Origin of the sequence: Fulvimarina thalattae, assembly GCF_040239565.1 — a bacterium.
Classification (GTDB): Bacteria; Pseudomonadota; Alphaproteobacteria; order Rhizobiales; family Rhizobiaceae; genus Fulvimarina.
In genome coordinates this window covers 602,697-629,135 of the sequence record NZ_JBEHWS010000001.1, presented here as the reverse complement: position 1 = coordinate 629,135, position 26,439 = coordinate 602,697, and the positions used below count along the sequence as shown (strand labels likewise).

20 protein-coding genes are annotated in these 26,439 nt (G+C 62.3%); 19 read left to right on the top strand and 1 reads right to left on the bottom strand.

The window, feature by feature from the left end; all coding sequences use genetic code 11:
• Nucleotides 1-46: 46 nt before the first annotated feature.
• From tssB to tagF, 12 genes are all read left to right on the top strand, one after another.
• A complete protein-coding gene (tssB, locus tag ABRA89_RS02940; protein ID WP_349939944.1) occupies nucleotides 47-577 on the top strand; it encodes a type VI secretion system contractile sheath small subunit in 531 nt (176 codons plus the stop codon).
• Nucleotides 578-590: 13 nt separating this feature from the next.
• Complete coding sequence (gene tssC / locus ABRA89_RS02935) at nucleotides 591-2,069, top strand: type VI secretion system contractile sheath large subunit (RefSeq protein WP_349939943.1); 1,479 nt, start codon at nucleotides 591-593, stop codon at nucleotides 2,067-2,069.
• A 67-nt stretch (nucleotides 2,070-2,136) separates the two neighbouring features.
• A complete protein-coding gene (gene tssC, locus ABRA89_RS02930) occupies nucleotides 2,137-3,513 on the top strand; it encodes a type VI secretion system contractile sheath large subunit (RefSeq protein WP_349939942.1) in 1,377 nt (458 codons plus the stop codon).
• A complete protein-coding gene (locus ABRA89_RS02925; protein ID WP_349939941.1) occupies nucleotides 3,510-4,361 on the top strand; it encodes a type VI secretion system accessory protein TagJ in 852 nt (283 codons plus the stop codon). The genes tssC (ABRA89_RS02930) and ABRA89_RS02925 overlap by 4 nt, the downstream gene beginning before the upstream one ends.
• The gene (gene tssE, locus ABRA89_RS02920; RefSeq protein ID WP_349939940.1) at nucleotides 4,351-4,863 is read left to right on the top strand and encodes a type VI secretion system baseplate subunit TssE; all 513 of its coding nucleotides are present in this window, start codon (nucleotides 4,351-4,353) and stop codon (nucleotides 4,861-4,863) included. Before ABRA89_RS02925 ends, tssE begins: the two co-directional genes overlap by 11 nt.
• The gene (tssF, locus tag ABRA89_RS02915) at nucleotides 4,856-6,634 is read left to right on the top strand and encodes a type VI secretion system baseplate subunit TssF (protein ID WP_349939939.1); all 1,779 of its coding nucleotides are present in this window, start codon (nucleotides 4,856-4,858) and stop codon (nucleotides 6,632-6,634) included. Before tssE ends, tssF begins: the two co-directional genes overlap by 8 nt.
• On the top strand, nucleotides 6,631-7,677 hold the full coding sequence (tssG, locus tag ABRA89_RS02910) for a type VI secretion system baseplate subunit TssG (protein ID WP_349939938.1): 1,047 nt from the start codon (nucleotides 6,631-6,633) through the stop codon (nucleotides 7,675-7,677). The genes tssF and tssG overlap by 4 nt, the downstream gene beginning before the upstream one ends.
• A complete protein-coding gene (locus ABRA89_RS02905; RefSeq protein ID WP_349939937.1) occupies nucleotides 7,667-9,082 on the top strand; it encodes an FHA domain-containing protein in 1,416 nt (471 codons plus the stop codon). The genes tssG and ABRA89_RS02905 overlap by 11 nt, the downstream gene beginning before the upstream one ends.
• Nucleotides 9,079-10,419 (top strand): type VI secretion system baseplate subunit TssK, encoded by a 1,341-nt coding sequence (gene tssK / locus ABRA89_RS02900; RefSeq protein ID WP_349939936.1) that lies wholly within the window; start codon nucleotides 9,079-9,081, stop codon nucleotides 10,417-10,419. Before ABRA89_RS02905 ends, tssK begins: the two co-directional genes overlap by 4 nt.
• Nucleotides 10,416-11,939, top strand: coding sequence for a type VI secretion system protein TssL, long form (tssL, locus tag ABRA89_RS02895; RefSeq protein ID WP_349939935.1), 1,524 nt, complete (start codon nucleotides 10,416-10,418; stop codon nucleotides 11,937-11,939). Before tssK ends, tssL begins: the two co-directional genes overlap by 4 nt.
• Entirely contained in the window at nucleotides 11,939-15,466 is a 3,528-nt protein-coding gene (gene tssM / locus ABRA89_RS02890; RefSeq protein WP_349939978.1) for a type VI secretion system membrane subunit TssM, read from the top strand. Before tssL ends, tssM begins: the two co-directional genes overlap by 1 nt.
• Nucleotides 15,467-15,533: 67 nt before the next feature.
• Entirely contained in the window at nucleotides 15,534-16,976 is a 1,443-nt protein-coding gene (tagF, locus tag ABRA89_RS02885; RefSeq protein WP_349939934.1) for a type VI secretion system-associated protein TagF, read from the top strand.
• A 73-nt stretch (nucleotides 16,977-17,049) separates the two neighbouring features.
• Here the strand turns inward: tagF and ABRA89_RS02880 are convergent, their stop codons facing one another.
• Nucleotides 17,050-18,444, bottom strand: coding sequence for a polysaccharide biosynthesis/export family protein (locus ABRA89_RS02880; RefSeq protein ID WP_349939933.1), 1,395 nt, complete (start codon nucleotides 18,442-18,444; stop codon nucleotides 17,050-17,052).
• 1,065 nt (nucleotides 18,445-19,509) lie between these two features.
• Between ABRA89_RS02880 and ABRA89_RS02875 the strand changes: the two genes are divergently transcribed.
• The 7 genes from ABRA89_RS02875 to ABRA89_RS02845 all read left to right on the top strand — a co-directional run bounded on the left by ABRA89_RS02875 (nucleotide 19,510) and on the right by ABRA89_RS02845 (nucleotide 26,319).
• A complete protein-coding gene (locus ABRA89_RS02875) occupies nucleotides 19,510-21,258 on the top strand; it encodes a methyl-accepting chemotaxis protein (protein WP_349939932.1) in 1,749 nt (582 codons plus the stop codon).
• A gap of 177 nt (nucleotides 21,259-21,435) precedes the next feature.
• The gene (locus ABRA89_RS02870) at nucleotides 21,436-22,230 is read left to right on the top strand and encodes a hypothetical protein (protein ID WP_349939931.1); all 795 of its coding nucleotides are present in this window, start codon (nucleotides 21,436-21,438) and stop codon (nucleotides 22,228-22,230) included.
• Nucleotides 22,231-22,556: 326 nt separating this feature from the next.
• Nucleotides 22,557-23,405, top strand: a complete 849-nt coding sequence (locus ABRA89_RS02865) for an STAS domain-containing protein (RefSeq protein ID WP_349939930.1) — start codon at nucleotides 22,557-22,559, stop codon at nucleotides 23,403-23,405.
• 31 nt (nucleotides 23,406-23,436) lie between these two features.
• Nucleotides 23,437-23,790 carry an STAS domain-containing protein gene (locus ABRA89_RS02860; RefSeq protein WP_349939929.1) on the top strand — a complete coding sequence of 118 codons (354 nt, stop codon included), beginning with the start codon at nucleotides 23,437-23,439 and terminating at the stop codon, nucleotides 23,788-23,790.
• Nucleotides 23,787-24,191: an ATP-binding protein gene (locus ABRA89_RS02855; protein WP_349939928.1), complete on the top strand. Its 405-nt coding sequence runs from the start codon at nucleotides 23,787-23,789 to the stop codon at nucleotides 24,189-24,191. Before ABRA89_RS02860 ends, ABRA89_RS02855 begins: the two co-directional genes overlap by 4 nt.
• Nucleotides 24,188-25,189: an ATP-binding protein gene (locus tag ABRA89_RS02850; protein WP_349939927.1), complete on the top strand. Its 1,002-nt coding sequence runs from the start codon at nucleotides 24,188-24,190 to the stop codon at nucleotides 25,187-25,189. Before ABRA89_RS02855 ends, ABRA89_RS02850 begins: the two co-directional genes overlap by 4 nt.
• Nucleotides 25,186-26,319, top strand: a complete 1,134-nt coding sequence (locus tag ABRA89_RS02845; RefSeq protein ID WP_349939926.1) for a histidine kinase dimerization/phosphoacceptor domain -containing protein — start codon at nucleotides 25,186-25,188, stop codon at nucleotides 26,317-26,319. Before ABRA89_RS02850 ends, ABRA89_RS02845 begins: the two co-directional genes overlap by 4 nt.
• Nucleotides 26,320-26,439: the final 120 nt, after the last annotated feature.

Here is a 26,439-nt window from a genome sequence, read left to right as displayed (position 1 = left end):
ACATTACACCCAACCGGAAATAAGACCGACCGGAGCATCAAGATCGATGGAAAGCGTCCACCAGAAGCTAGAGCGCGTTCGCAAGCCGCGTGTTCACATCAAGTATGAGGTCGAGACAGAAGGCGCGACCGTAGTTAAGGAACTGCCCTTTGTCGTCGGCGTCCTCGGCGATTTCTCCGGCGATCCGACCGAACCGCTCAAGCCTTTCGGCGAGCGCAATTTCGTGCAGATCGACCGGGACAATTTCGACGACGTCATGCGGCGCATGACGCCAGGCCTCAATCTATCCGTCGAGAACACGATCGCCGACGACGGCACCGACATGGAAGTGCAGCTGCGCTTCAACAGCATGGAGGATTTCGAGCCCGGCGCCATCGTCGAGCAGGTGCCTGCGTTGAAGGCGCTGCTTGAGGCGCGAAACCAGCTCCGCGACCTGATGAGTAAAGCCGACCGCTCCGAAGAACTGGAACAGCTTTTGGAAGAGCTCCTGCAGAACAAGGGCGACATGGACGCGGTCGTGAAGGATCTCGCTGCACGTCGTGCCGCGGCCCCTGCCCATGGCAGCGGGCAAGAGTGAGGGACACCATCCGATGAGCCAGGAAACCAAACTTGACAGCGCTCCCGAAACCGCCCTTGCCGAGGAAAGCCTTCTCGACAGAGTCGTCGCGGCGACACGCCAGACCGCTCCGGGCCGCACCGAAAATCTCCTGCGGACGCTGACGGACCACGCGCTTCAGGGAACAGTGAGCTACGACCGGAACCTGACGGTAACGCTGAACAAGGCGATAGCGGAGATCGACGAGGTCATATCGCGCCAGCTGGCGGCGATCATGCACACACCCGAGTTCAGCAAGCTCGAAGGGACTTGGCGCGGCCTCAACTACCTCGTCAAAAACTCCGAGACGAGCAGCAACCTGAAGATCAGGGTTCTCAACGCTTCCAAGCGGGACCTTTCCCGAGACCTCGACAAGGCCGTGGAGTTCGATCAGTCGCTTCTGTTCAAGTCGATTTACGAAGACGAGTTCGGAACACCCGGCGGCGAGCCGATGGGCGCGCTGATCGGGGACTACGAGTTCGACAATTCCTTCGAGGACGTCCAGCTCCTGCAGGGCATCTCGGCAATATCGGCGGCATCATTCGCCCCCTTCATTGCCGCTTCGAGCCCGGCGATGTTCGGCTTTTCCGACTTTCGCGACCTTGCCCGACCGCGCGACCTCGAACGCATCTTCGATACGGTCGAATACACCAAGTGGCGCTCCTTCCGGGAGAGCGACGATTCGCGCTTCGTCACACTGGCGCTGCCGCGAGTCCTCGCCCGAATGCCTTACGGCCCTGAGACGGTCCGGGTCGACGAATTCGCCTATGACGAGGCGGCGGACACCAAGGCGAGCGAGCTGCCGCACGATCATTATTGCTGGATGAACGCGGCCTATGTCATGGGCACGCGCCTGACGGCAGCCTTTGCGCGCAACGGCTGGTGCACGGCGATCCGCGGTGCGGAGAACGGCGGTAAGGTCGAGAACCTGCCAACCCATGTCTTTGCCAGCGACGATGGCGATCTCGACCTCAAATGCCCGACCGAGATCGGCATCACCGACCGCCGGGAGGCCGAACTCGGCAAGCTCGGCTTCCTGCCGCTCTCTCACTACAAGAACACCGATTATGCCGTGTTCTTCGGAGCCCAGACGACCCACAAGCCGAAACTCTACGACCGGCCGAGTGCAACTGCGAATGCCGCGATCTCCGCACGCCTGCCCTACATGATGGCGACGTCCCGTTTCGCTCACTACTTGAAGGTCATGGGCCGCGACAAGATCGGCTCCTTTATGGAATCGGATGATGTGGAGCAGTGGCTGAACCGCTGGATCTCCAACTATGTCAACGCGAATGACGATGCCGGCGAGGAGTCTCGGGCGAGCTACCCGCTTCGCGAGGCGCGCGTCGAAGTGAAGGAGATTCCGGGTCGTCCCGGCGCCTACAACGCCATCGCCCATCTGAGGCCCTGGCTGCAGCTCGAAGAGCTGACGACCTCGCTTCGCATGGTCGCCCGGATTCCAACCAAGAGCTGACCCGCATGAACAGTGCCCCGCCACGCGCGGGGCACTGTTCTGGTTGCGATTTTCAGACGGAGGCACCATGCTCGTGCAAGGCGAGGTGTTCGAGACCTGCGATCGTCTAATCGCCAGGATCGACGAGCTCATCGAGCGTCAGGTCAATACCATCCTCCATGATCCGAAGTTCATGGAAATGGAAGCACGCTGGCGTGGGCTGGCCTTTCTCATTTCCATGGCATTGCGAAGCCAGGAGGTGAAGATCCGCTGCCTGCCGGTCAGCCGCGCCGAGATCGAACGAGACCTCGTTCGCGCCGGCGAATTCGACCAGAGTCATCTCTTTGACCTGGTCTACAGCAGAGAATTCGGCATGCCGGGAGGAGAGCCTTTCGGACTGATTGTCGCCGACTTCATGATGTCGCCGGACGATGTCGGCAGTCAGATCGATGTTGTCGGCATGCTTGCGGGGCTATCGAATGTGGCGGCGGCAGCCTTCTGTCCACTGATTGCTGGCGCCTCGGCTGAGGCCGCCGGAATTGATGACTTCTCCGACCTCAATCGTGTCCTCGATCTTCAGAATCTCGAAGGCAGCGCTGCGCGCCTGCGCTGGTCATCGCTGCGGGCGCAGGAGGATTCACGATTCATCGGGCTCGTAGCACCCCGCGTTCTCATGCGCCCGGTCTATTCCGCTCACGACCGACGCCGGATCGACAGCTTTCCCTTCCGCGAGAGGATTGCCGCGGATGGCTCTACACTTCTCTGGGCAAACGGCGCCTTCGCTTTCGCTGCTGTCGTCATCCGGACGTTCGTCGAAACCGGATGGTTCGCCGATCTTCGGGGCTCGACGCAGGGCGAGATCGACGGCGGACTTCTCGCCTCCGACGAACTGGCACCCCTCGATCTTGGCCTTGAAAGCGACGGGCTGTCGGCCCAACCGCCAGTCGAGGTTCGGCTGACCAGCCGGCAGGCCGAGCAACTTGCGGATCTTGGCATCGTACCGATCTCGACCACCTATCTCTCTTCGGGCGTGATCTTCAATTCGAATCAGTCGCTACACGCACCGCCGCGCTATTCCAGCGAGTATGCCCGGCAGAATGCGCGCCTCGCCGCGATGCTGCAATATGTGCTCTGCGCCTCGCGATTCTCCCATTATCTGAAGGTCATGATGCGCGATGAGATCGGCCAGCTCGCCGATCCCCGCATCATTCAGGAACGCTTGTCGCGCTGGCTCTCGGAATACACTCTCGGTAACGACGACGCCTCGATCGACCTCAGGACGCGGTTTCCGCTGCGCTCGGCAGGCATCGAGGTGGGCGACATTCCGGGCAAGCCCGGCTGCTACGCCTGCACCGTGCGGCTCCAGCCACATTTTCAGCTCGATGACGTAAGCACCAGCTTCCACCTCGTCGCAGAAAACGTCGCTCTCCAGAATAATCCCCGACAAGCCGAGGTCTTCGCATGACCCTTGCCGAAGCCATTTCCGAACTCCTGGCAGAAGACCGGCTTGGTGAGGCGGTCAACCGCACTTCCGAGCGGGTGCGGGCCGTCCCGTCCGATTCCTCCGCACGCGGTCTCCTGATCGACCTCCTCGTTCTCGATCGGGACTATGAGCGCGCCGACAAGCAATGTTCCCTGGCGGCGAAGCTTTCCAGCGAGGACGCCGTCGGCTTTTCCAGGCTCCGCTCCGAATTGCGGGGCCTGGAAGCCCGCGAGGCCTTTTTCGAGAGCGGCGCGGTTCCAAGCTTTCCCGGCCTTCCGAGCGAGTGCGACAGCGCCGCGCTGCGCCTCTCCGTCGCCGAGCGCGAGGGGAACCGTGAAGAGGCGACAGCCGCGCTCGCTACGCTGGAGGAAGCCCGTGGGCAGCGTCCTTTTCTGATCAATGGCAATGCAGCCGAGGACTGGCGCGATCTGGACGACCGCATCCCGCATGTTTTGGAGGCAATCACCTCGAGCGGGGCCTATCTCTGGGTCGATTACGCGCGCATCGCTTCGGTGACCTTCTCCTCTTCGAAGCGGCCCCGCGATCTCGCCTTGCGGCCCGCCCGCCTCGAACTCCTCGACGGCAGTGTCGGCGAGGTTCTGGTCCCTGCGCTCTATCCGGGAGCGGCGGCGAGCGAGGCGATGAAGCTCGGCCGAGAAACCATCTGGGAAGAGACGGCGAGCGGTATCACAATCGGTCGCGGACAGCGTTGCTTCCTGGCCGGCGAAGCGCTTGCCGCGATCCATGACGTCGCGGCGATCGAGAACGCGGCCGTCGCGGAGACAGCACCGCAGCAAGCGATGCAGGCGGAGGTGGCCGATGGCGATTGATCCGCTTCGTCGCTTCGCAGCTGACAGCGTCACGGTCCATCAACCGCTCCTCGACCGACTGATCGACGAGGAACCCGCGCGCGTCGAAGATCCGCCGCGCCGTCCGGTCGACGAAGTGCGGACGCTGCGCGAGGCGATCCGCCGCGATCTCGAAGGCCTTCTAAACACGCGGCGGCCCCTCGTGGATGCAAAGGTGCTGAAGGACGGCCTCGAAACTTCGCTTGTCGGTTACGGGATCGACGGCTTCGTCGGGGCCAATCTCGCCTCTGACGTCGCCAAGCAGAAATTCGCGCGGTCCATCGAGCGCCGTATCGAAATGTTCGAGACGCGTCTCGAAAAGGTGCGCGTGACAATTCTCAAGAATCGCAGCGAAGAGGAGCGTGCGCTGCGCATGCGGATCGAGGCGAACTTCCGGGTCCATGCCGGCATGCCGCCGATCCGGCTGGAGTCCGTCATCGATCCCTCCACCCTCAGCATTGCGATTGAGGCGCCGAATGGCTGAAGGTTTCCTGCGGCGCTACGCCGACGAACTGGATGCGCTGCGTGGACGAGCGGGCCGCTTCGCCAGGGCCTTCCCGAAAATCGCCGGTCGCCTGCGGCTCACAGGCGAATTCGCCGACGATCCGCATGTCGAGCGCCTGGTCCAGAGCTTTGCGTACTCTGCCGCGCGCATCCGCCAGAAACTCGACGACGAGTTTCCCGAGCTGACCGACGGCCTGCTGGAGACGCTTTATCCCCACTATCTTGCACCGATCCCGTCGATGTCGATCGTGCGGTTTTCACCCTCGCCCGGACTTGCGGACCTGAGGCTTCTTACCCGGCATTCGGAACTCCGGTGCGAGCCCCTGAGGGGAGAGCAATGCCGCTTCCGCACGACGCAGGATGTGGTTGTCGCGCCCGTCGAGCTGACGGCCGCAAGCCTTGGCGGCCAACCGCTCGATGCGCCGGTGACGCCGCATCAGGGTGCCGCCGCCTGCTTACGCCTTTCGCTCACCCTTCCGCCCGGCAGTGGCGGGCCAAAGGAACTCGGCCTCGACCGGCTGCGGCTCCACCTAGCGGCCCCCTGGCGTCAGTCGAGCGCGCTGGCCGAACTTCTCTTCGGCCACACGCTGGGAATAGCTATCGCCCGTCACTCCAGCGATCCGTCGCCGATGCTTTTGCCGGCATCGAAACTAACACCCGTTGGCTTTACGCCTGAGGAGGGAATGCTGCCTTATCCGGCGACGAGTTTCGCCGGCTATCGCCATCTCACCGAGCTCTTCGCGCTTCCCCAGAAGTTCCTCTTCGTCGATATCGAAGGGCTTGCCGGCTGGGAGGAGGACAAACTCGAAATCTTCGTCTATCTCGACCGGACTGATGCTGGCCTCGAACGCAGCGTGACGCGCAACGATATCGTTCTCAACGCCGCTCCTGTGGTCAATCTGTTCCAGCAGCGCTGCGAGCCAATCACGCTCGACGGAACACGGACCGAATATCGTCTGCTGCCGGACTCCCGCCGTCACGCGACGCGTGAGATCTATTCCGTCGATTCCGTCTCCATCAACGAGCGCAACGGCGCGAGCCACCCCTCCCAACCGTTCTTCGGGCGAAGGCGAGCCCATGCCTCCTCTGTTTTCTGGCAGATTTCCCGGCGCTTCGACGACGACGATGCGACAAGCGATGTCGACATCGCCTTCGTCGACGAAAGCCGCCGCATGACCGGCGCGCTCGACGCAGTCGCGAGCGTCGAAGCGCTGTGTCTCAATCGCGATCTTCCCGCCCAGCTTCCCTATGGCGGCGGGCATCCGAGACTGGAACTCGTCGATAACAATGACGGAATCGCCGCCGTCGACGCGCTGATGCCTCCGACAGCGGCGATCAGGCTCGACGACCAGCCGGGTCGGGACTGGCGCCTGACGTCCCATCTCAATCTCAATCATCTCTCGCTTTCCGATCGCAGCGGCGGCGCCTTGCGTGACCTCTTGCGGCTATACGCCTTTCGCGACACGCCGGAGACGCGCCAGCTCATCGAGGCGATCGTCGCTCTGGAGACACGTCAAGGCACCGCTCGGATCGACAGCCTCGGCATGGTGCCGGGCACGGAGATCGACCTCACCTTCGATCCCGCGATGATCGACCGCCCTTCCGCCTATCTCTTCGGTCTCGTCCTCGAACGCTTCTTCGGGCTCTACGCGACGATCAACACCTATACGCGGCTCACGGTCCGGCTTCGCGGGCATTCGCGGCCGATCGCAAGCTTTGCCGCGCGGGCGGCGGAAAGGCCGCTGATATGACGGCGGCGGCAAAAAGGCGCCAGGAGGCACCTCACGTAACCGCCCCGGACACGGCCGATACCGATCGCCTGCGTCTCAGGCGACGGCTTTCGGAAGATCCCGGTCTGTTCGAACCGTCGACGGCCTTCCACATCGGACGGGAAGAAGCAGATGCGCGCTATACGAGTGCGATCGGCGTAGAGCCCGCCGCGGTTCCGCTTGCCCTCTCGAAGGACCGGGCGGGCGCGGAAATCCTCACGTCCCCGGTCGCAGGCTTCGTCGGCCCTCTCGGTGTCCTGCCGCCGGCCTACGACGATGCAGTGCTGCGCGAGGAGCGTAACCGCTCCTACGGGCTCCGCAGCTTTCTCGATGTCTTCGCCGAGCGCATCGCCGAGCTCTTCTTCGCGGCCATGGAGAAATACCGCCTGCCACGGGCGTTTCGATGGGCAGGGCGCGGCGGGGCTAATCCCTTCCTGCGCGCGCTCTTCTCCCTGACGGGCTTCGGCACCGCAGGCCTCAAGGAGCGCGCCGGTGTCGATGAAGACATTATCCTGCGCTTTGCCGGCCTCTTTGCCCATCAGGTGAAGAATGCCGCCAATCTGGAAGCGATCCTCAAGGAGTTCTTCGGTCTGCCGATCCGCGTTGAGCAGTTCCGGCCACGCTGGCTGACGGTCGCCAGAAATGATCTGACGGCGCTTGGAGCCAATGCGCGTCTCGGCATCAACACCATGGCGGGAAGCGCGGTACGCGACCGCTCCTCCAGCTTCCGAATCGTCGTCGGACCGCTCGGCTATCGGGATTATCTCGGCTTCGCGCCCGGCAAGCCTGATGCCGCGGCGCTCGCGGCCCTCACCCGTCTTTTCGTCGGTATCGCCTATGAGTTCGACATTCAGGTAATTCTCCGCAAAGAAGACATCCCCTTCTCTCGCCTCGGTGCGAGCGGTGACGATGCACCACGTCTTGGCTGGAACAGCTGGTCGCGCCTCGCCCCAGCGGCGGCCGACAGCGAAGCCGCCTTCTATCCCGAGCGTGCCGCAGGCAGGGAGGCGCTCAATGCTGCTTGAGCTTCGCCAGACCAAGGGACAAAACGGACAGGGGAGTACCAAGCGCTGGACCCTCGACCGGGGTCAGCGCAGTCTGGGAGGCGATCCGGAATTCGACTGGCCGATCGAGGCGGGTGACGGCATCCTTTCAGCTTCCCACTGCATCATAACCCGTGAGGGCGGCGGTTATACGCTCGAAGATCGCAGCGCCAGTGGAACGCGCGTCGACGGGGTGCTTCTGCGTCAGGGTGAGACGGCGCGGCTCGGTCCGGGCTCGACCATCGATCTCGGAGAAGCTGCTTTCACGGTGGCGATCCACGGCGAGGCCGATCCCGATTTTGGCGATCCGGACGAGACCGTGCGCTTCAGCGACGAGGCGCCGACGATCTCCTCCATTCTCGCCGACGTGACGCCGGCACGTGACCCAGGCAGCGGCTTACATGGCGCGCATGAGCCCGACGGCTTTCTTACAGGCCCCCTGTCGTCCGCCCCTTCGCGCCCCTCCTCGCGTCGGGTCGAGATCGGCTGGCAGGGCCCGCCCGAGACGAGTGGCGGATCGGACGAGCCGCTGCTGCCCGGCGATCGAAGGCCCGCCCCTGCCGACTCCGACTATGCCTCGAATGTCGAGCACCGGAATGCCCTCAGCACCGCGGTCCCGAAGTTGGGCGGTAGCCGGAGGAAGGCGAAATCCGATCCGCTGACCCATATTCCGGACGACATGTTCGACGCGCTGGCCCCGGAAGCTACCGCGCAATCCCAAGAATCCGCGCGGCCCGAAGAACATGACGCCTACACAGTCGAGGCGTCGGTCGAAGCAACTCGAATGGATCAGCCGGAGCTCGAGGAGCCGGTCGTCGAGACAGAGCCAGAGCCGATATTTTCCGCGCGGGAGACCGCTTCGCAGACGAGCGTTGAGGAGATCCTCAGCGGATCAGCGCCGGTGTCGCCGCTGCATCATCCGGAGCAAGATTTTGCCGCCGGCATCGATGAGGTTTCACAAGATCCCAAGCTCTCGCAGGGCTCCATCTCAGATCGGGATCTGCGCGCCTGCGAGGCAAGCCTCGACGACATCTTCGCCCTTCTAGGCCTGGGCAGCACCGGTACCAGTGGCGGGTTCGCCTCACGAATCGACGATCATAGCGAGCGTTTGAAGGCCGTCGCCGACCGCCAGACGATGCTCCGCGATGCGCTTCAGAACCTCATCGAGCGCCTGTCGCCGATGCTGGAGCCCCGCGCGGTGGAACGGCGCACCGATGCCGCCTCCGCCCCGAAGTTCTGGCAGCGCGGAAATACCTATTGGGCGACCTATCGCGAGCAGTTCGTGCGTGATGGCGACATGCTCTCTCTGCCTGACCTTCTGCGGGCGATGCTCTCCGAAGCCGAGGCCGGCGACGCCCCCCCCGAGACATCGAAGCGAGACGAATGAAAGACGAAAACCGCGTTGCCTGGAGCGAGGGCATGTTTCTTCGCACCCAGCATTTTCAACAGGCTGACCGCTGGACGGAACGGCTGGTGCGCACGGCGATCGGCGAGACGATGGCCTATCCCTGGGGCGTCTCCTCGATCGAGATCGACCGAAGCGCGCTCGCGGTCGGCCAATTCGCGCTGTCGAACATTCGCGGCATCCTCCCCGACGGCACTCATTTCGAGGCACCGGGCGACACCGATCTGCCGCCACCCCTTTCGCTTGGCGAGCAGACCAAGAATGCGCTCGTCTATCTGGCGATACCGGCGCGGCGCTCGGGGCGGCCCTATGCCGCGATGCAGGCAAACGGCAACGGCGCGGCGACGCGTATCCGGGCGGAAAACTACGAGGCGACAGACGCCAATATCGACACCGATTTCATCGCGCCGATCGACGTCGCCCGTCTCGATCTGCGCTTCCTGAAGTCCGGCGATGACCTTGCCGGCTATGAACTGCTTGGCCTTGCTCGCGTGGTCGAGGTACGTTCTGACCGGGCGGTCCTGCTGGATCCGGACTATCTGGCACCATCTCTGAATTGCGGCGCCGAACCGCGCCTGCGTGAACTCATCACCGAGCTTCTCGGGATCGTCCGGCATCGGGCCGAAGCGATAGCCGAGCGTATCGGCGACCCGACGATCCGAGGCACGGCGGAGGTCGGCGACTTCTTCCTCCTCCAGATCCTCAACCGTGCCGATCCGATGCTCGCCCATATCGCGGCGAACGCGACACGCCTGCACCCGATCAGCTTTTTCGAATTCTGCATCCAACTCGCCGGCGAGCTGTCCACCTTTACCACGAACGAGAAACGGGCGAGCGCCTTCGAGCCCTATCGCCATGACGATCTTCGGGCGACCTTTGCCACCGTCTTCGACATTCTTCGGACGCAGCTTTCCTCCGTTCTCGAACAGACGGCCGTTCCGATCGAACTCGTGGAGCGTCGCCATGGCGTGCGTGTCGGCAGCATCGCCGATCGCAGCCTGATCGCTAGCGCCGGCTTCGTCCTCGTCGTCGGCGCCGACATGCCGGCCGAAGAGCTGCGCCGCAAGCTGCCGGCGCAGATCAAGGTCGGGCCGGTGGAGCGCATCGTCGAACTCGTCAACGTCGCTCTGCCCGGCATTCCGGTTAGTCCTCTTCCCGTACTGCCGCGCCAGCTGCCCTACCGGCCAGGCCGCGTCTATTTCGAGCTCGATACCTCCGCTCCGCTATGGCGCCAGCTCGAATCCTCGGCTGCGATCGCGCTGCATCTCGCCGGCGACTTCCCCAATCTTGAAATGGAACTCTGGGCCTTGCGCGAATGAGTGCCGACACCCCAATGCAGAACGAGGAAAGCCTGAAAGAGGGCGAGGACGGCGAGAGCGAAGATGCAGGCGTGTTCGACGATTTCGAGAACATCCTGCGGCGGCGATCCGGTTCGCCGGAGGCCAGTAGCGCCGACAAGGTCGCCAGCTGGTCCACGGCGGAGCTTTTGCGCAATTTCCGCCTCGGCGGCGAAGAAGTTCCACCGATCGTCGCGTCGGCGGCGCCTCTGATCAATCTCGCGCACGAACTCAGCCAGCGCTCGACAGCACCCGATATCGAGCAGATGCGCCCCGTCGTCGTCGATGCGGTCAGGCGCTACGAACGTGACCTCGCCTCGGCGCGAATATCGCCCGAGCGCGCCCGCGCGGCCCATTATGTCGTCTGCGCGACGATCGACGACGTCATCCTGTCGAAGCCCTGGGCCGAACGGATCACCTGGGCCCGCTCTGGCCTCGTCTCGACCTTCCATATGGACGTCACCGGCGGCGAGCGGGTCTTCGACCTCCTCGACCATTTCCATCAGAGCCCCGGAGCCAACAAGGACCTCCTGCTCCTCATCTATCTCTGCATTTCGCTCGCCTTCGCCGGGCGTACACGCGTTTCGCCGCGCGGCGCGCTGGAGCTGGAGCGCATCCGCGAGAGCCTCTACCGCACGCTGCTCGGCCAGTACGGCGTCTTCGAACGCGAGCTGTCGCCCCACTGGCGCGGCGTCAATGCCCGCCACAAGCCGCTGCGGACCTTGACGGTTCTCTGGACGTTGCTCGCCGCTCTGCTGCTCGCCCTCGGGCTCGGCTATTTCCTCTTCACCACCTGGCTCGCCGAAAGCTCGGACACGACCTTCAGCCGCCTTGCCGAACTGCCACCGAACGAAGCGCCGAGCCTCGCGCCGGTGGTCGTCGCACCGGTGGAACAGCCGAGCGAACCGGATCCCAAGCCGCAGGTCGCCCCACCGCCGCCGCCCAAACCTGTCGCGCCACCCGAAAAGCCCGAAAACCAGCAGCGGATCGAAGACCTGATGGCCTTCTTACAGCCCGAAGTCGAAAAGGGTCTTGTCACGTTGTCCGACGCCAAGGGCAACTTAAGGGTCCGCATCAGAAATGCGGGGCTTTTCGACGTCGGCAGCGCCGAGATCGCGGAGGGTTTCGAGGGCCTCCTCTCACGTATCGGCGGGGCGCTGGCCTCGGAAGACTTCAAGGCGACTGTGATCGGCTACACCGACAACGTGCCGATCCGCACCGTGCAGTTTCCGTCCAATTGGGACCTCTCCAAGGCGCGCGCCGAGGCGGTGGGAGAAATCCTCGTTCGCTTTACCGGCGAGGGCGTCGTAACGACGGAAGGACGCGCCGACAGCGATCCCATCGCCAGCAACGAGACGCCCGAAGGCCGCGAGAAAAACCGGCGGACCGAAATCATCGTCGCGACCGACGCCCCGGAGGTGCTGCGGGAACTCGGTCTTGAGGCCGACGACCGGACCGAAGCGCCACTGCCGGAGACGAGCGAGGGGAGTGACCGGCCATGATGAATCCGCTCAGCTATTTCTATACGATCCGGTCCTACGTCGATTCGTATTCCGGCTTTCTGGGCCGCCGCTTCCTATCCCTTCTCTGGGTCGGCGCCGCCTGCTTCCTGATCTGGTTCTACGGCTATCTCGTCGTCTTCGGCGACTTCGCCCCGCTGGCGAGCGCAACCAACCGGCTCATCGCCATCGCGGTCGTCATCGTCATCTGGCTCGTCTGGCTTGCCGTGACCGCCTGGCGCTCGCGCAAGCGCGATAAAGAGATGATCGATGGCATCGAGCAGGATGCCGAGGCGCTTGCGGAAGGCGAACGCAGCGCCGAAGTCGCCGAAATCCGCTCCCAGCTTCAGGCCGCACTCAAGCTCCTGAAACGCGTAACGCGCAAGCGGCTGGGCTATGTCTACGAACTGCCATGGTACGTGATCTTCGGGGCGCCAGGATCGGGCAAGACGACCGCCATCACCAATTCCGGTCTCAGCTTCCCACTCGGTGAGGCGAGCGAGGGCCAGGGCGCGCGCAGCGTTGCCGGCACCCGCAGCTGCAACTGGTGGCTGGCTGAGGAGGCGATCCTTGTCGACACGGCCGGCCGCTACACCACCCAGGACGATCTGAACGGAGCGGCGAAGGCCGGTTGGGAAGGCTTTCTCAACCTTCTCAAGCGCCATCGGCGGTCGCAGCCGGTCAACGGGGCGATTATCACGCTCTCGATCGCGGACATCCTCTCGCGTGACGCGGAGACACGGCTCGACGAGGTCCGAGCCATTCGCAAGCGCCTCAACGAGATGGACGAGTTCCTGAAGGCGCGGGTTCCGATCTACATCGTTCTGACCAAGGCCGACCTCCTGACCGGTTTCGTCGAGTTTTTCGATGGACTCAGCAAGAGCGACCGGGAGCAGGTCTGGGGCATGACCTTCGACCCGAAGGACAGCGAGACGACGAAGAATCTGCCCGACCGCTTTCTGGAGGAGTTCGGCCTGCTTCAGGAGCGCGTCGGCTCGATGCTGATCGAGCGCCTGCAGCAGGAACCGGATAGCGCCGTGCGCGGCCGTATCTTCCGCTTTCCGGCGGAGCTTTCGGCTCTGAAGCTCGCAGTCAACGAGGTCATGCAGGAACTCTGTACCGGCTCGAAGATTGTCGAGCCGCCGCTCATGCGTGGCATCTATCTCGCCTCCGGCACCCAGGAAGCCGAGACGGCAGAGGCGCGCCGTGGCGTGCCGAGAATGCGCCGAAGCTATTTCCTCACCCGGCTCTTCAAGGAAGTGATATTCGGCGAGGCCAATCTCGTCTCGCGCGACCGGCGTCTCTCGTCACGCCAGCGCGCACTGCGGGCCGCAGCCTATGGAATCGCCGCGTTTCTCGGCATCTTCGTTCTCGCCAACTGGACGGTCGCCTATTTCCAGAACCGCACGGCTCTCGCGGCGGCGGTCGAGCGGATCGACGCCTATGAAAACGCGCTCAACGGCGTCAACGTGACCAACGTGTCCGACGAGGATTTCGTGCGCGTGCTGCCGGCCCTAAACGCGCTGAATGATGTAACCGCTGGCTTCGATTCGTCCGGTTTTCTGCCTATTGAATTCGGTCTTGATCAGCGGCCGAAGATTGCCAGCCAGCAATCGGTCGCCTATCAGCGTGCCCTCAATGCGCTTCTGCTTCCCCGGCTCCTCGTTCACCTGCGCAAGGTCATGCAGGAGGGCGAGGATCAGGTCGCCGTCTTCGATGCGCTGAAATTCTACGGCATGATCGGCGGTTTCGGCGAAATTCAGCCTGATTTCGTCGAGCGTGAGGCGGAGCGCATGTTTGCTGAGCTCTATCCGGAAGAGGCGCGTGCGGCAGTGCGCGAGGCTCTGGCGGCCCATGTCGTCGCGTTGATGCGCGGCGAGCTTCCGCCGATGAGCCTCGATCAGGAGATCATCGCCTCGGCCCGAGCCCAGATCGCAGATATCGGCTATGGTGAGCGTGCCTTCGATATTCTGGCCTCCTCGGCGAGCGCCGACGCGCTGCCCTCGTTTCTACCCTCCGAAGCACTCGGCCCTGTCGGTTCGCGTGTCTTCTGGCGCGCGTCGGACGCCCCACTCAACCAGGGGATCGACGGCCTCTACACGGCGACCGGCTACAAGACCGTTGTCATCCCGATGATCGATGAGGTGGCAAGGGAGGCACTGTCGGAAGACTGGGTGCGGGGCTCGGACACGGCCGGAAATCCAGCAAGCGTCGAGACCATCGCCTCGGCCGCCCTCAACCTTTATTTCGACCGCTTCAAGCAGCGCTGGTCCGATCTCCTCAGCGACCTGCGCGTCCGCCCATCCCAGACTCTAGCGGAGGAGACTGAGACGGCGCGTGTGCTGGCCGGTGATCCCGGCCCCATCCAGACGCTGGCAAAGGCCGTCGCAGAGGCAACGAACCTCTCTCTGACGTCCTCAGGCGAGGAAGTCGGTGGAAATTCACTTGGAGACAGGGCCGAGGCAGTGGCCGCCGCCTCGCCGATCGCCGCCAGCCTTTCGCTGACCAGCGTTCCCGACCCTTACGGGGAGCTGCGCAAGGCCCTTGCCGAGGCCGATGAGGAAAAGGATGAGGGCGGCGAAAACGCGCCGCCGCCGGATGCCGCCGCGGGCTCTGATCTCGCGGCAGTGCCCGGCCTTCTCGACGCGATCTACCAACAGCTCTCTCGGGCCTCGACCTCGACGGCGGCCGTCGCCGAGGTCTTCGATGCCGACGGTCAGCTCACCACCGCCAATCAGGACCTTCTCCAGGCTGCCAGACGCTTGCCCGAGCCGGTCGCAACCTGGTTGGCTGGCCTGTCGGCCGATATCAGCGCTCTTGCGGTCAAGACAGCGCGGGTGAATGTCCGCGAGGTCTGGGCCAATCAGGGCGCCCGGCTCTGTTCGGCGGCGATCACCAATCGCTATCCATTCACCCGCGACTCGTCCGACGACATCCCGCTCGCCGACTTCGTCAGGCTGTTTGCGCCGGACGGGCTCTTCGACGGATTCTTCAAGGCCAATCTCGCGCCGTTCGTCGATACGTCCTCCTCGCCGTGGACTTGGCGGGGAACCTTCGGCGCGGCCGGCACCGACAGTCAGGCGCTCGCAACCTTCGAGCGCGCGGATGCCATCCGCCGGGCCTTCTTTCCGCCGGGCTCCGACGGTCCCTCGATTGCCATCAACATCGCGCCCGTCTCCCTGTCGGAGAATGCCAATGCCGTCATGCTAGAAAGCGAAGGAGAGCGCGTCGTCTATTATCATGGGCCGAAGATCGCCAAGAGCCTGAAATGGCCGTCACCGGAGAGCCAGAACCGGTCGCTCGTCGCCTTTCAGCCGGGCGATCGCTCAGACGCGCTCGCACGCAATGGCGACTGGTCTATCTTTCGGCTGTTCGATGCCGGGGAAATCGAAAGACGGCAGGATGATATGCTGACCGCCCGCTTCACACAGAACGGCCACCGCGCAGCTTTTGACGTTCAGTTCGGATCGGTGCTCAACCCGTTCCGCATGCCGGCGATCGAGGAATTCGAATGCCCTTCGGAATTCTGATCGAGAGGCCGGGTCGCTTTCGCATCGACCCCGGTCGGACCGAATGCTTAACCACGAGACCGGGCGCATGAGCCGGCGGACACACAGGGCGGCGGTGCGCAACGGTTCGGGCGAAGTCTTGCGTCCGGGCTTCTACGGCAAGCTCCCAAGCCATGGCGATTTCATCGCCGCCGATCTCGATCCGCGCTTTCAAACCGCCTTCGATGGCTGGATCAGGCAGGGCCTTTCAGCGATTATCGAAGCCTTTCCAGATGGGTGGAAGGCGCGCTTTCTCAATGCCCCGTCGTGGCGCTTCGCACTTGCGGCGCAGCTCTGTGGCCCGCGCGCCATGGCCGGCGTCATGGTTCCGAGCACCGATAGCGTCGGGCGCTGCTTTCCCCTGACAATCGCGGCGCCTTTTGAAGATGCTTCCGACGATACAGAGGATGCCTTCGGTGATCGAGCCTGGTTCGACGCCGTGGAAGCGATGGCGCTCGACGCTCGGCGACGGGATTTCGATATTTTAGACTTGCGCAGCCGATTGCAGCGAATGCGGCTTCCCGTTGCGGCGGTCGAGAATCTTTTCGCTGCTGGTTCCAGTAGTTCGATCTGGGCGGCCGATCATCCGGCCCACGCGCATCGGGCAAGACACCGTTTTGAAGGACTACCACCTACGGACGCCTTCAGCCGGGTCCTGCTCACGCCGGAAAGCCGCGGAGCCGGATCTCCGTCGACATCCGAAGCGCCCCCTAGGCCTTCTCCGGCACAACCACGCAACAGCCCTGCGGAACCGCCTCGCGGGCAGCAGGCACCACAGCATAAGAAAGCCATTATCAGCGAAAGCGCCGCCGCTCTTCGCCTCCAATTCAACGTCACGCAATATGCCGGTGGGCGTCCTCATCCCTCGACGGCAGCATTCGCCTCCGAAGATCAAGCGCTGACCGGCATCGTCGTCCCGTCTAGGGACGGCGACCCTGCAGCGCCAGCCAAGGCACGGACCGTCGCATCGGTTTTCGACGAGATGCCGCATCACGACTCGCTCGATCAGACGCTCTCGGAGATTAAAGGTCGCATGGGACGGGCCCACGCGCTGCTTGTCTCGGGCGCTGCCAGCCGAGCTCCTACCGAAGCCGAAAGCAGAGGCGCAAGCGTCGCTTTGCTCGCAGTTCGCAGAGAAGGGGCGGCTATTCTCTGGGCAGGCTCGGCACGCTGCTATCTCCTGCGAGACGGCATGATGCGCTGCCTGACGCGCGATCACCGGGAGGTCGGAATGCGTCCCCGGCCGAGCCGGGCTATCGGTGCGGCCGATATTTCGGCAATGCTCGAGGTTGTCATCGAGCCCGTTGCGGCAGGCGACCGGTTTCTCCTCTGCGATCCCGCCCTGCCCCGTCTCATCGGCGACCGGTCGATCGCAAAAGTCCTACTCTCCGAAGAGCGTCAGCGAGCTGTCGATCTCCTTATCCAGGACGCACTCATCGAAGGCACGCGCAGGGATCACATCGCTCTCGTCGGCGATCTGTCATCGCCTTGAGACTCCGGCACCAGACCTCATAGACTCGCCTGCCGTCTTGCGCTCACTCGCATTTTGACAAGACCGAAATCCGTCAGGACGATCCGCCTGACGAGGCTGGCAGCATCGCCGGTTTTTTGAGGAAATGGAAATACTTTGCAAGATCGACCGACGTGGCGTCTCCGACATAGAGGAGATCATGATCCTTCATCGCGAAATTCTGCATGTAGATGAAATTCGCCGGATCCTTGAGATTGACGCGGACGATAATTGGGCGATCCGCAGAGGCAGGAGCGTCAGTGGATTTCGATACATAGCTGACACCACCAACTGGCAACTTTTGGGTTCGGAAAAGATACAGGTTGAGCGGATCAGCCTTGTCATCCTGCAGGCCGCCGGCTTTTCCCACAGCTTCGGCAAGGGTCAAGTCTCCAGTCTCGAAGGTGAAGGTACCCACGTTCTTGAAGGCCCCGAAGGCGGAGAACGACGCCTCTTGGCTTTCCGCCGTCTCTAAAAACACTCGATCGCCTGGATAGACAGCGATGTTCTGAGCCCTGCTCGCAAGCACGGTCTCCAGCGAGGCCGTCGCGCGGTGACCGCCACGCTCGACTGTAACCGTTGTCTCGGCAGCGGAGCTTTTGGCTCCACCAGCTTGCGCGATGACGTCGAGGACTTTCATGGTCGACGTTGTCACCGGAAAAAGGCCAGGAGAGGCGACCTCTCCATCCACGGTAATCATCGCCGACGGTTTATCGACGACCGATACGACAGCCTGCGGATTGACCGCGGAACCGCGTAAACCGTTGACGATCTGGTTTTGAAGTGCTGCCGGCGTCGAGCCTTCAACCCGTTGACGTCCGACGAAGGGTAAGGTCACAGAACCGGAGGAATCAACGGTGAACTGCCCGAGATCAAGACGCTTGCTCTCGGTCGAAGCGAACAGGCCCTCCTCGCCGCTATCGAAGATCGTGACGGACACCGTGTCACCTTCCCGCAGCCGTGTGACGTCTCTGCCCTTACCGCGCAGACCGCTCAGACTCCCCTCGGAAGTGGCGCCGTTCGGTCCCATGCCCGAATGCGAAGGCGGCTCCGGATACATATACGCCTGGGCCTCGAAGAGGTCGACGACGGGGATCTTCTCGCCGGTTACCGGCATCGCCGCTTCGGTGATGGCGGATGGGCTCGGCCCGTCAGAGGCGAAGAACGATCGCGGCGTTTGGCTGCACCCTGCAAGCAGCACAACGGCGATGAGAGGAGCTGCTATCTGCTTCACGCCTTTAAAGTCTCCATGGCCACGCCGGCACTTCTTATGGGACAGGTCTGACACAAACAACCGCAGGATGATGATCCATATGCCACACCGGAACGGTTCCGTGAACGCTCCACGTGCAAAATCGAACTCAAGCTTTTGTTGTAATTGGCTTTTCAAGAAAGAAAAATAAGCCGACTTTTGTTTCTGATATGATTGCGTGTGAAAGCGTGGCGACAATGTCACTTTGGCTGCTGATGTGAAGCAAGGCTCCGTTGCAAAAAGCGATGAGGGTCGCGGAGGTTAGGTTTCTTTTTCAAGCCGGAACGAAGACGTTAAGCAGCCGGCCTATGAAGCTGGCTTCACGGCCGGAGGCGACCGCATCCAGCCAATTGTCGAACTGACGCTTGCGAAACATCCGCATCACTACGAAGCCCTTAAGCTTCGCGGTGGCCGTTCGCTTCGACTGAAATCCGAGGACATGGCGGATACGCTGCTTCGGCCGCCATGGTCCATGCAAAGCGGTTGTCCAGATACTTCTGACGACGGTGCTCGCAGTCCAGCTTGATTAGACCCTCCTTTTTCCACTGCTTGATCGCGTCCAGGCTGTGTCCCTGTGGGTTCTCTAATCGCCTTGGTCAAGAGCTGATCCACCGCTGGTCCTTGTGCGTGCCGGGCTCTTGGGTTCTCTCTGCGGTCACCGTTAAAGGCGCCGCATGTTTGCGTTCAGGGTTGGGCAGATTGAAGTGGTGTGCGCGGTCATGGCCGCAGTCCTGGGAGCGCTTTAGCCAACCCGAAGGATCGCATGAGATCCGGATTGGAGATCGGGGCAGGCTCCGATGGCGCGGAGATCACGCAAGTTCTGGAATAGTTGCCTGTGGCAATATGAGAAAACCATCGTCGGTGTGGGAGAAAACTTCCACATGCAGGATGACGCACATGGCCGCGCCGATGCGGATCAGAAGGATCAGAAGGATCAGAAAAGCAGCATCAACGTAAACTTAAGGCCAGTTAAGACAGGCCATCGCAAGCGTTGAAAAGAGTAATATCGTCCTCGTTCAGCTAGAAATAAACTGGTCGCAAACCTGACGAAGGTAAGTTGCGAGCGGGAAAAGCAATGACTTCCCTCAAAGGACTTGTGGCTTTTCGTTTCGATAGCAAACCTGCAATTAATCGTTCCTTAATAAATAACAGACAAAATCCTAAGTATGAGTGATCATATTCTTTACTGCCTATTTCGGCATCTAGGATCGTTCACCAACCTCGCCGCCACCGTATAGATCGATCGCCAACCTGGGCTCCCAAATGCATCCTTTCTCTTCCGATCGCGATACCAAGTCCCTCGCCGTCGAGGCTCTGCACTCCAACATCATGTTGGCAGACGAGAAGCTGAACATCACTTATCTCAATACCAAGCTTCGCGAGTTCCTGTCGGAGGCGTCGGCTGAGATTCGCGAAAAGCTGCCGAATTTTCACATTGATAAGCTCGTCGGCAGCAATATCGACATCTTTCATAAGAGTCCGTCTCACCAGCGCCGGATGCTCGAGGCACTGAAGAACCCCCATTCGGCCACTATCAAAGTCGGCGATCGGATGTTCGATTTGGTGGTTTCACCGCTGAAAAAGCGCGAGAAAATCGTCGGCTACGTCGTCGAGTGGGCGGATGCCGCCTGCCGGATCAAGATGATTGATTATAGAAACAAGATGGAAGCAATTATCCGCTTCCAGGCGGTGATCGAATTCAGTCCGGACGGCACGATCGTCATGGCCAACGACAATTTCCTCCAAGCCACCGGTTACCGGCTCGAAGAAATCGTCGGCAAGCACCATCGCATTTTCATGGACCCCGCCGAAGTCGAAGCGCCGGGCTATAGGGAATTTTGGCACAAGCTCTCTTCCGGCGAGAACCAGTCCGGCGAGTTCCGGCGCTTTCGCAAAGACGGCGGAGAGATTTGTATCCAGGCAAGCTACAATCCGATCCGCGACGAAACGGGGAAGGTCGCCAAAGTCGTAAAATATGCGATGGACGTGACCGGCCGCGTCAAAGCCGTATCCGCTATGGGCTCCGCCCTCAGCAAGCTGCGCGGCGGCGACGTGTCCTCGCGCATTTCCGAGCGCATGATTCCAGAGCTCGATCAGCTTCGGATCGATTTCAACGAAGCGATTGAGCGCCTCGACGACGCCATGGTCAGGGTGGGAACTTCGACGGGCACGATCAGCCGTGGCATGGACGAGATTACTGGCGCAGCGTCCGATCTTTCCAGGCGCACTGAACAGCAGGCCGCAAGCCTCGAAGAGACCGTCGCCGCCCTCTCGGAGGTGACCAAGGGCGTGAACGAGAATGCGCGGAACGCTCATCAGGCGAAGGCCGCGTCCGACGACGCGCTGAAGGATGCGCGGGCGGGCGGCGAGGTCGTTGCAGACGCAATCCAGGCCATGAACGGGATAGAGTCCTCTTCCCAGAAGATCAGCGGCATCATCGGCGTCATCGACGAGATCGCTTTCCAGACAAATCTGCTCGCGTTGAACGCAGGCGTAGAGGCGGCCCGGGCCGGCGAGGCCGGTCGCGGTTTTGCGGTCGTCGCATCGGAAGTTCGCGGGCTCGCGCAGCGTTCGGCCGAAGCGGCGAAGGAAATCAAGACGCTGATCAGCACCTCGGCAGAAGAAGTTGCTGACGGTGTTCGGCTCGCCCAGAAGTCCGGCAAGTCGCTGGAAGCAATCGTCGGCCGCGTCGAGGAGGTCAGCGCTCTCGTCAGCAGGATCACGGAAGCGGCCGAGCAGCAGGGCAACACCCTACGCGAAGTAGCCTCGGCAGCTGGCGAAATGGACCAAGTGACCCAGCAGAATGCTGCCATGGTCGAAGAGACCACCGCGGCCGCGCAGAATCTGCAGGAGGAGACCGGGCGCCTGCGCGAGCTGATGGGAGAATTCCGCACGAGCAAATCGGGCCCGTCGCGCAATAGCGCCGGCCAGAATTCCGGGGCCCACGGAGCGAGAGCATTGGACGCCAAGGTCCGCAATGCTTTCGCGGGACGCGAGCGCGACGTCGCCTGACGCCTGTTGTGTTGTCAGAAGCGGTCGGTGGGATACGTCTACCGTATCCCACCGACCTGCCAAGCCAGAATAAACTCGGCCGTGACCCGGCGATCGATCCCGCAGTGAATGCCGATTGAGGTTCGGAGGGCTCCGTCTCTTTGCTCAGCGCCGCTCATAGGGCGGGAGAGATTCCCGATGGTTGAGAATAGTCCCAACCCTAACCCGAAACTGGCGATCATCGAGCCGGACAACCGTCTCGTCGTCCTCGCTCGAACCCTCCAGCTGCGTGGCCCCAGGGCGGAAGCTGCGCTCAAGGAGAGTCATCGAGCTGAAAAGCGGTTCGGAACCGCATATCTCGGTCAGGCGATCTACCGGCACCGCTCAGTCTATCGGAATGCGTCGGGCGCATCGGTCTGGAGCCATTTCGAACTCGACTACTTTCACCATGAAGTTTCGGCCGAGGCCATTCACGATCTGGTCGTTGCGCCGCAGTCATCCGAAGCAGAGCTACTGCGTGCGGAAATCCTGCTGACCACCCCTTCCTCTTTCATCATACCGCGCGGCTGGCATGGTTTCGCCCATCAGGCCGGTAGACAGGCCTCTCTCGAATTCATTGCAGTGCAACCGTCCTATCTGGACGAATACCGAAACGTCATACGGGACTATTGCGGCCCCGCCGCGCAACAGCTCGTTCGGATAGGGCGGTTCGGAACATTCAGAGCGATGGAATCAGCGGCGGTGCGCTACCAAAATCCGGCTTTTGGGATCGACTGGAACCAGGTTCACCTGTGCGAACTCGATCCAGACGATTTTCATGGTTTCGGCCCGGAATTCAGGACCGCACTCCACAAGGACCGGACGGATGGCGACGATCATCCCGACGTCTTCGTCGGCCTCGACCGCATGCGCAGCGTGCCGCGCTGGACTTTCAATGATGCCGTGGTTGAAGCGGATTTCTCTCTCGCAGCGGAGGGCTTGGCGGAGGCATGAAAGCGGTTTCTCTTCGAAGAAGCTCCGGACTTTCCAGTCGCGCATTCGCAAGCTGCCTCCTGAGATCGGGTTATGCCGCTGCCAGCAGGACTCGGCAACCGCCGACTCCGGCGCGTTGCCGATATGAGCCTCAGGCGTATATGGATTGCGAGAAAACCTGCGGCTGCGAACAGTCTACCGGGGACGGCGGGATCGCCCCTCTGGCCGAATTCGTAACCGATAGAATTGAAACGCCTATTTCCGTAGGCACGACGATTTGCCTCTTGCGGCAAGACGCGGCATAGGCATGCGAAAACCTGTGACGAGGGCAAGACATGCCAAACGATGTGACGACCGCATCCATCCTGATGGAGAACTACGACAAGGTTCTGGCCAACTGGCTGAAGATGCAGACCAAGGAGGGCGTCAAGCGGACCGATCTTGTCTCCGCCAAGGATTCCGAGAAGCAGAGCCGCGATCTTCTCGATGCACTGGTGACCGTGCTGCCGAGCCATACCAGCGAAGAGTTGGCGGAGATTGCCGATGCGAGCTGGGAGCCGGTGCGCGACGTCCTTGAAAACATTGCCGAAAGCCGCACCCAGCGCGGCGTCTCCACGACCGAGATGGGCTGGTTCATCGGCTCGCTGAAACAGCCCCTTTTCGAGATTCTCCAGACCGAACTGGCCGAGAAGCCGCGCGTCCTGATGCGCGAGATCTGGAACACCACACGCATTGTCGATCAGATCGTCCTTCATGCCATCGAGACCCTCGTCATGAAGCGCGAGGCGATCATCGAGCGTCAGCGCGCCGAGATGACCGAGGTTTCTGCGCCGGTGGTGAAGATCTGGGACCGGATCGTGACCGTTCCGCTCATCGGAACGCTTGATTCATTCCGCGCGCAAACTGTGATGGAAAATCTTCTCGAATCGATCGTCCAGTGGGAGGCCGAGGTCGCCATCATCGACATCACCGGCGTTTCGACCGTCGATACGCTGGTTGCCCAGCACCTGCTGAAGACCGCCTCCGCCGTCCGCCTCATGGGTGCGGAATGCGTGATCTGCGGAATCAGCCCGAAAATCGCCCAGACCGTCGTCAATCTCGGTGTCGATCTTCCGAACATCGTCACCCGCATCGACCTTCAAAGCGGCCTTGCTTACGCGTTCGAGCGGAGCGGCCAGACGCCCGGAAAGCTGTAAGCCCATGCACGGGAGCGGCAACACCACACCGATGATCACGGTAAGCGGCTGCGTCATCGTCGCAATCCGTGACGATCTCGACGACCAGGACATCGTGAGCTTGCAGGACCAGCTTGTCGAGGAGGTCTCGCGCCGGAGCGCGCACGGGGTCATCATCGATATTTCGAGCCTGGAGATCGTCGACACTTTCGCCGGGCGGATGCTGGGCGCGATGGCGCAGATGGCCGACATCATGAACGCACGCACCATCATCGTCGGCATGCGCCCGGCCGTCGCCATGACGCTGGTCGAACTTGGCATGACGCTCGAAGGCGTCGAGACGGCCCTCAACGCGGACAAGGCAATCGCCATGATCATGGGCGATCGGCGGCTCAAAGGCCTGTGAGTACAGAAACCCGATCCGTCACCCTGTCGAAGACGGGGGACGTCGCCTATGCACGGCAAGAGGCGACAAGGATCATGACCGTCATCGGGGCTTCGGCGATCAAGAAGACAAAATTCGTCACTGCCGTTTCCGAGATCGCCAGAAATGCCGTGGTCTATGGACATGGTGGTGTGATGAGCTTCGAGACCGCCGGTGAGCCGGCCCATCAAAGCGCCATTGCGATCTGCTCCGATCGCGGGCCGGGCATTGCCGATGTCGATACGGCACTGCGCGATGGCTACAGCACCGGAAAGAGTCTGGGCCTCGGATTGGGTGGGGCCAAGCGGCTGGTTGATCGCTTCGACATCACCTCGTCGCGCGACTCTGGCACAACCATCACACTGGAATGCAGGGCACGATGATTTCTTTACCCATTCAGGAAGAAAGCCAGGTCGGTGCCGCGCGCCGTGCGGCCCTTCAGCTTGGCGAGGACGTCGGCCTTTCCCCGTCCGATCTCGACAGGCTTGCGATTGTCGTGACGGAGGCGTGCACCAACCTCGTGCGTCATGCAAATGACGGCGAAATCCTTCTGGAAGGCGATAAGTCCGACAAGACGCCGGTCGTGAAGGTCATCGCCGTCGACCTCGGGCCCGGCATTGCCAGCGTGGAAGCGGCAATGGTGGACGGCTTCACCACCTCCACCGGCACAGAACGCGGCATCGGCGGTGGGCTCGGCTCCATGAAGCGGCAGGCCGACCGTTTCGACATCTTCAGCAGCCCGCAGGGAACGACCCTTATCGCGACCGTCGGCGCACAAAAGAAGAAGCCTGCCAAGGCTTTCGACATCGCGGGCCTGATCGTTCCCAAGCCCGGCTTTTCGAGCGGAGGCGATGCCTGGGCGATGCGCCGGGAAAAGGATCGTACCGTCATCATGCTGATGGACGTTCTCGGGCACGGTCCCACGGCCGCGCGCGACGGCGAGAGCGGCCAGGACGCGTTCGAGAAAGCCGGCAAGCGGCCGCTGGAGGAGATCGAAGCTTTCGTGTCGGACTCCATGGGCGGTTCGCGCGGCGCAGCCGCCCTCTTCGTGGAGATTCCGCACGCGGACGGGCGTTTGCGCGCGGTCGGGCTCGGCAATGTCCGGGGCGATGTCGTAATGCCTTCTGGCCAACGATACGGCGTCGCATCGCAGCCCGGCATTGTCGGCGCAACCAGTCGCAGGCCGCGTGTCGGCGAATACGAATGGTCCGAAGGCGCGATCCTGATCCTCTCGACGGACGGTCTGAAGACCGCGTCGAAAGTACCAGAGCCCGGCTCGCTCTATTTCAGGAGCGCCGACATCATCGCTGCGACGCTCTACAAGCTGAAGCGCCGGGGCAGCGACGATGCAGGCGTCGTCGTTGCGAGGTCGCGTCTGTGAAGGCCGTCGTCACCTCGATCAGCCTCGCCCAGGACAGCGACGTATCGCATGCCCGGCGCGCCGCCCGGCTGATCGCCAAGGTGGGAGACGCGCCGAGCCGCGACCAGATCCGGTTCGCGACGGCCGTATCGGAAATCGCTCGCAACGCCTTGCAATATGCCGAAGGGGGCGTCGCGGAGTTCTCGTTCGATGAATCCGCTCTCGGTCTGAAGCTCCTTGCCCGCATTCACGACAAGGGCACCGGCATAAGCGATATCGACAGCATGCTGCGTGGACGCCATCAGTCCCATAAGGGGCCGGGGCTCGGCCTTAACGGGTCACGCAAGCTGGTCGATGATTTCGTGGTCGAAACCGGTCGCTCGGGAACGCTCATCGACCTGACGCTGAACCTCAAGAGCACGCTCGCGCCTGTCAAACTGGCCCAGAGCGCCGCCGAGGCGCTCGTCCAGGCTGCCCATGGTTCGCCGGTGGAAGAGCTGAGCGAACAGAACCGGGCGCTCCGCGATGCACTGGCGGAACAGCAGTTCCTGCTGCGCGAAATGCATCACCGCACCAAGAACAATCTCGCGATCATCCAGTCTCTGGCTCTTCTTCAGGCACGCCAGTCGGCGAACGAAGAAACCAAGACCGCGCTCACAGAGCTCACCGGCCGCATTCAGGCCTTCGCCAACGCCCACAACTTGCTTCACCAGGCCGACGACGTCTCCCGCGTCGATCTCAAGGCGCATATCGAGACGCTGGCAGAGCGTCTGCGCGTCGCCTTCGATGAAGGCGGGCTGACGATCGACATCGATTGCGAACCGCTCACGGTCTCGTTCGACACCGCGACCGAAGTCGGGCTGATCGTCAACGAGCTCCTGACGAATGCGCGAAAATATGCCTCGGGCGATGCCGAGGCCGAACGCAAGGTCGAGGTTTCTGCCGAAAAGCGCGACGAGCAGATCATGCTGTGCGTAAAGGACAATGGACCCGGCCTGCCGAAAGGGGCGGACTCCCTCAAAAAGTCGCGCTCGCTGGGCTGGAAGGTGATCGAGGGCTGCGTGCGAAAGATCAACGGGACGATAGAGGTCGACGGCTCGGACGGTCTGGCTGTGACCATCGCTTTCCGGGATTCCGACGCGGAGCAATAGCGCAGACCGGACGATGAGGAACGAGAGCGGGCCGCATTCGGACGGGTTGAACGCTCTGCTTCGAGCCGGCGCCATCGGGCGGATATGGCCGCTTGTGACTGGGTAAGCCATTGTTGCCAG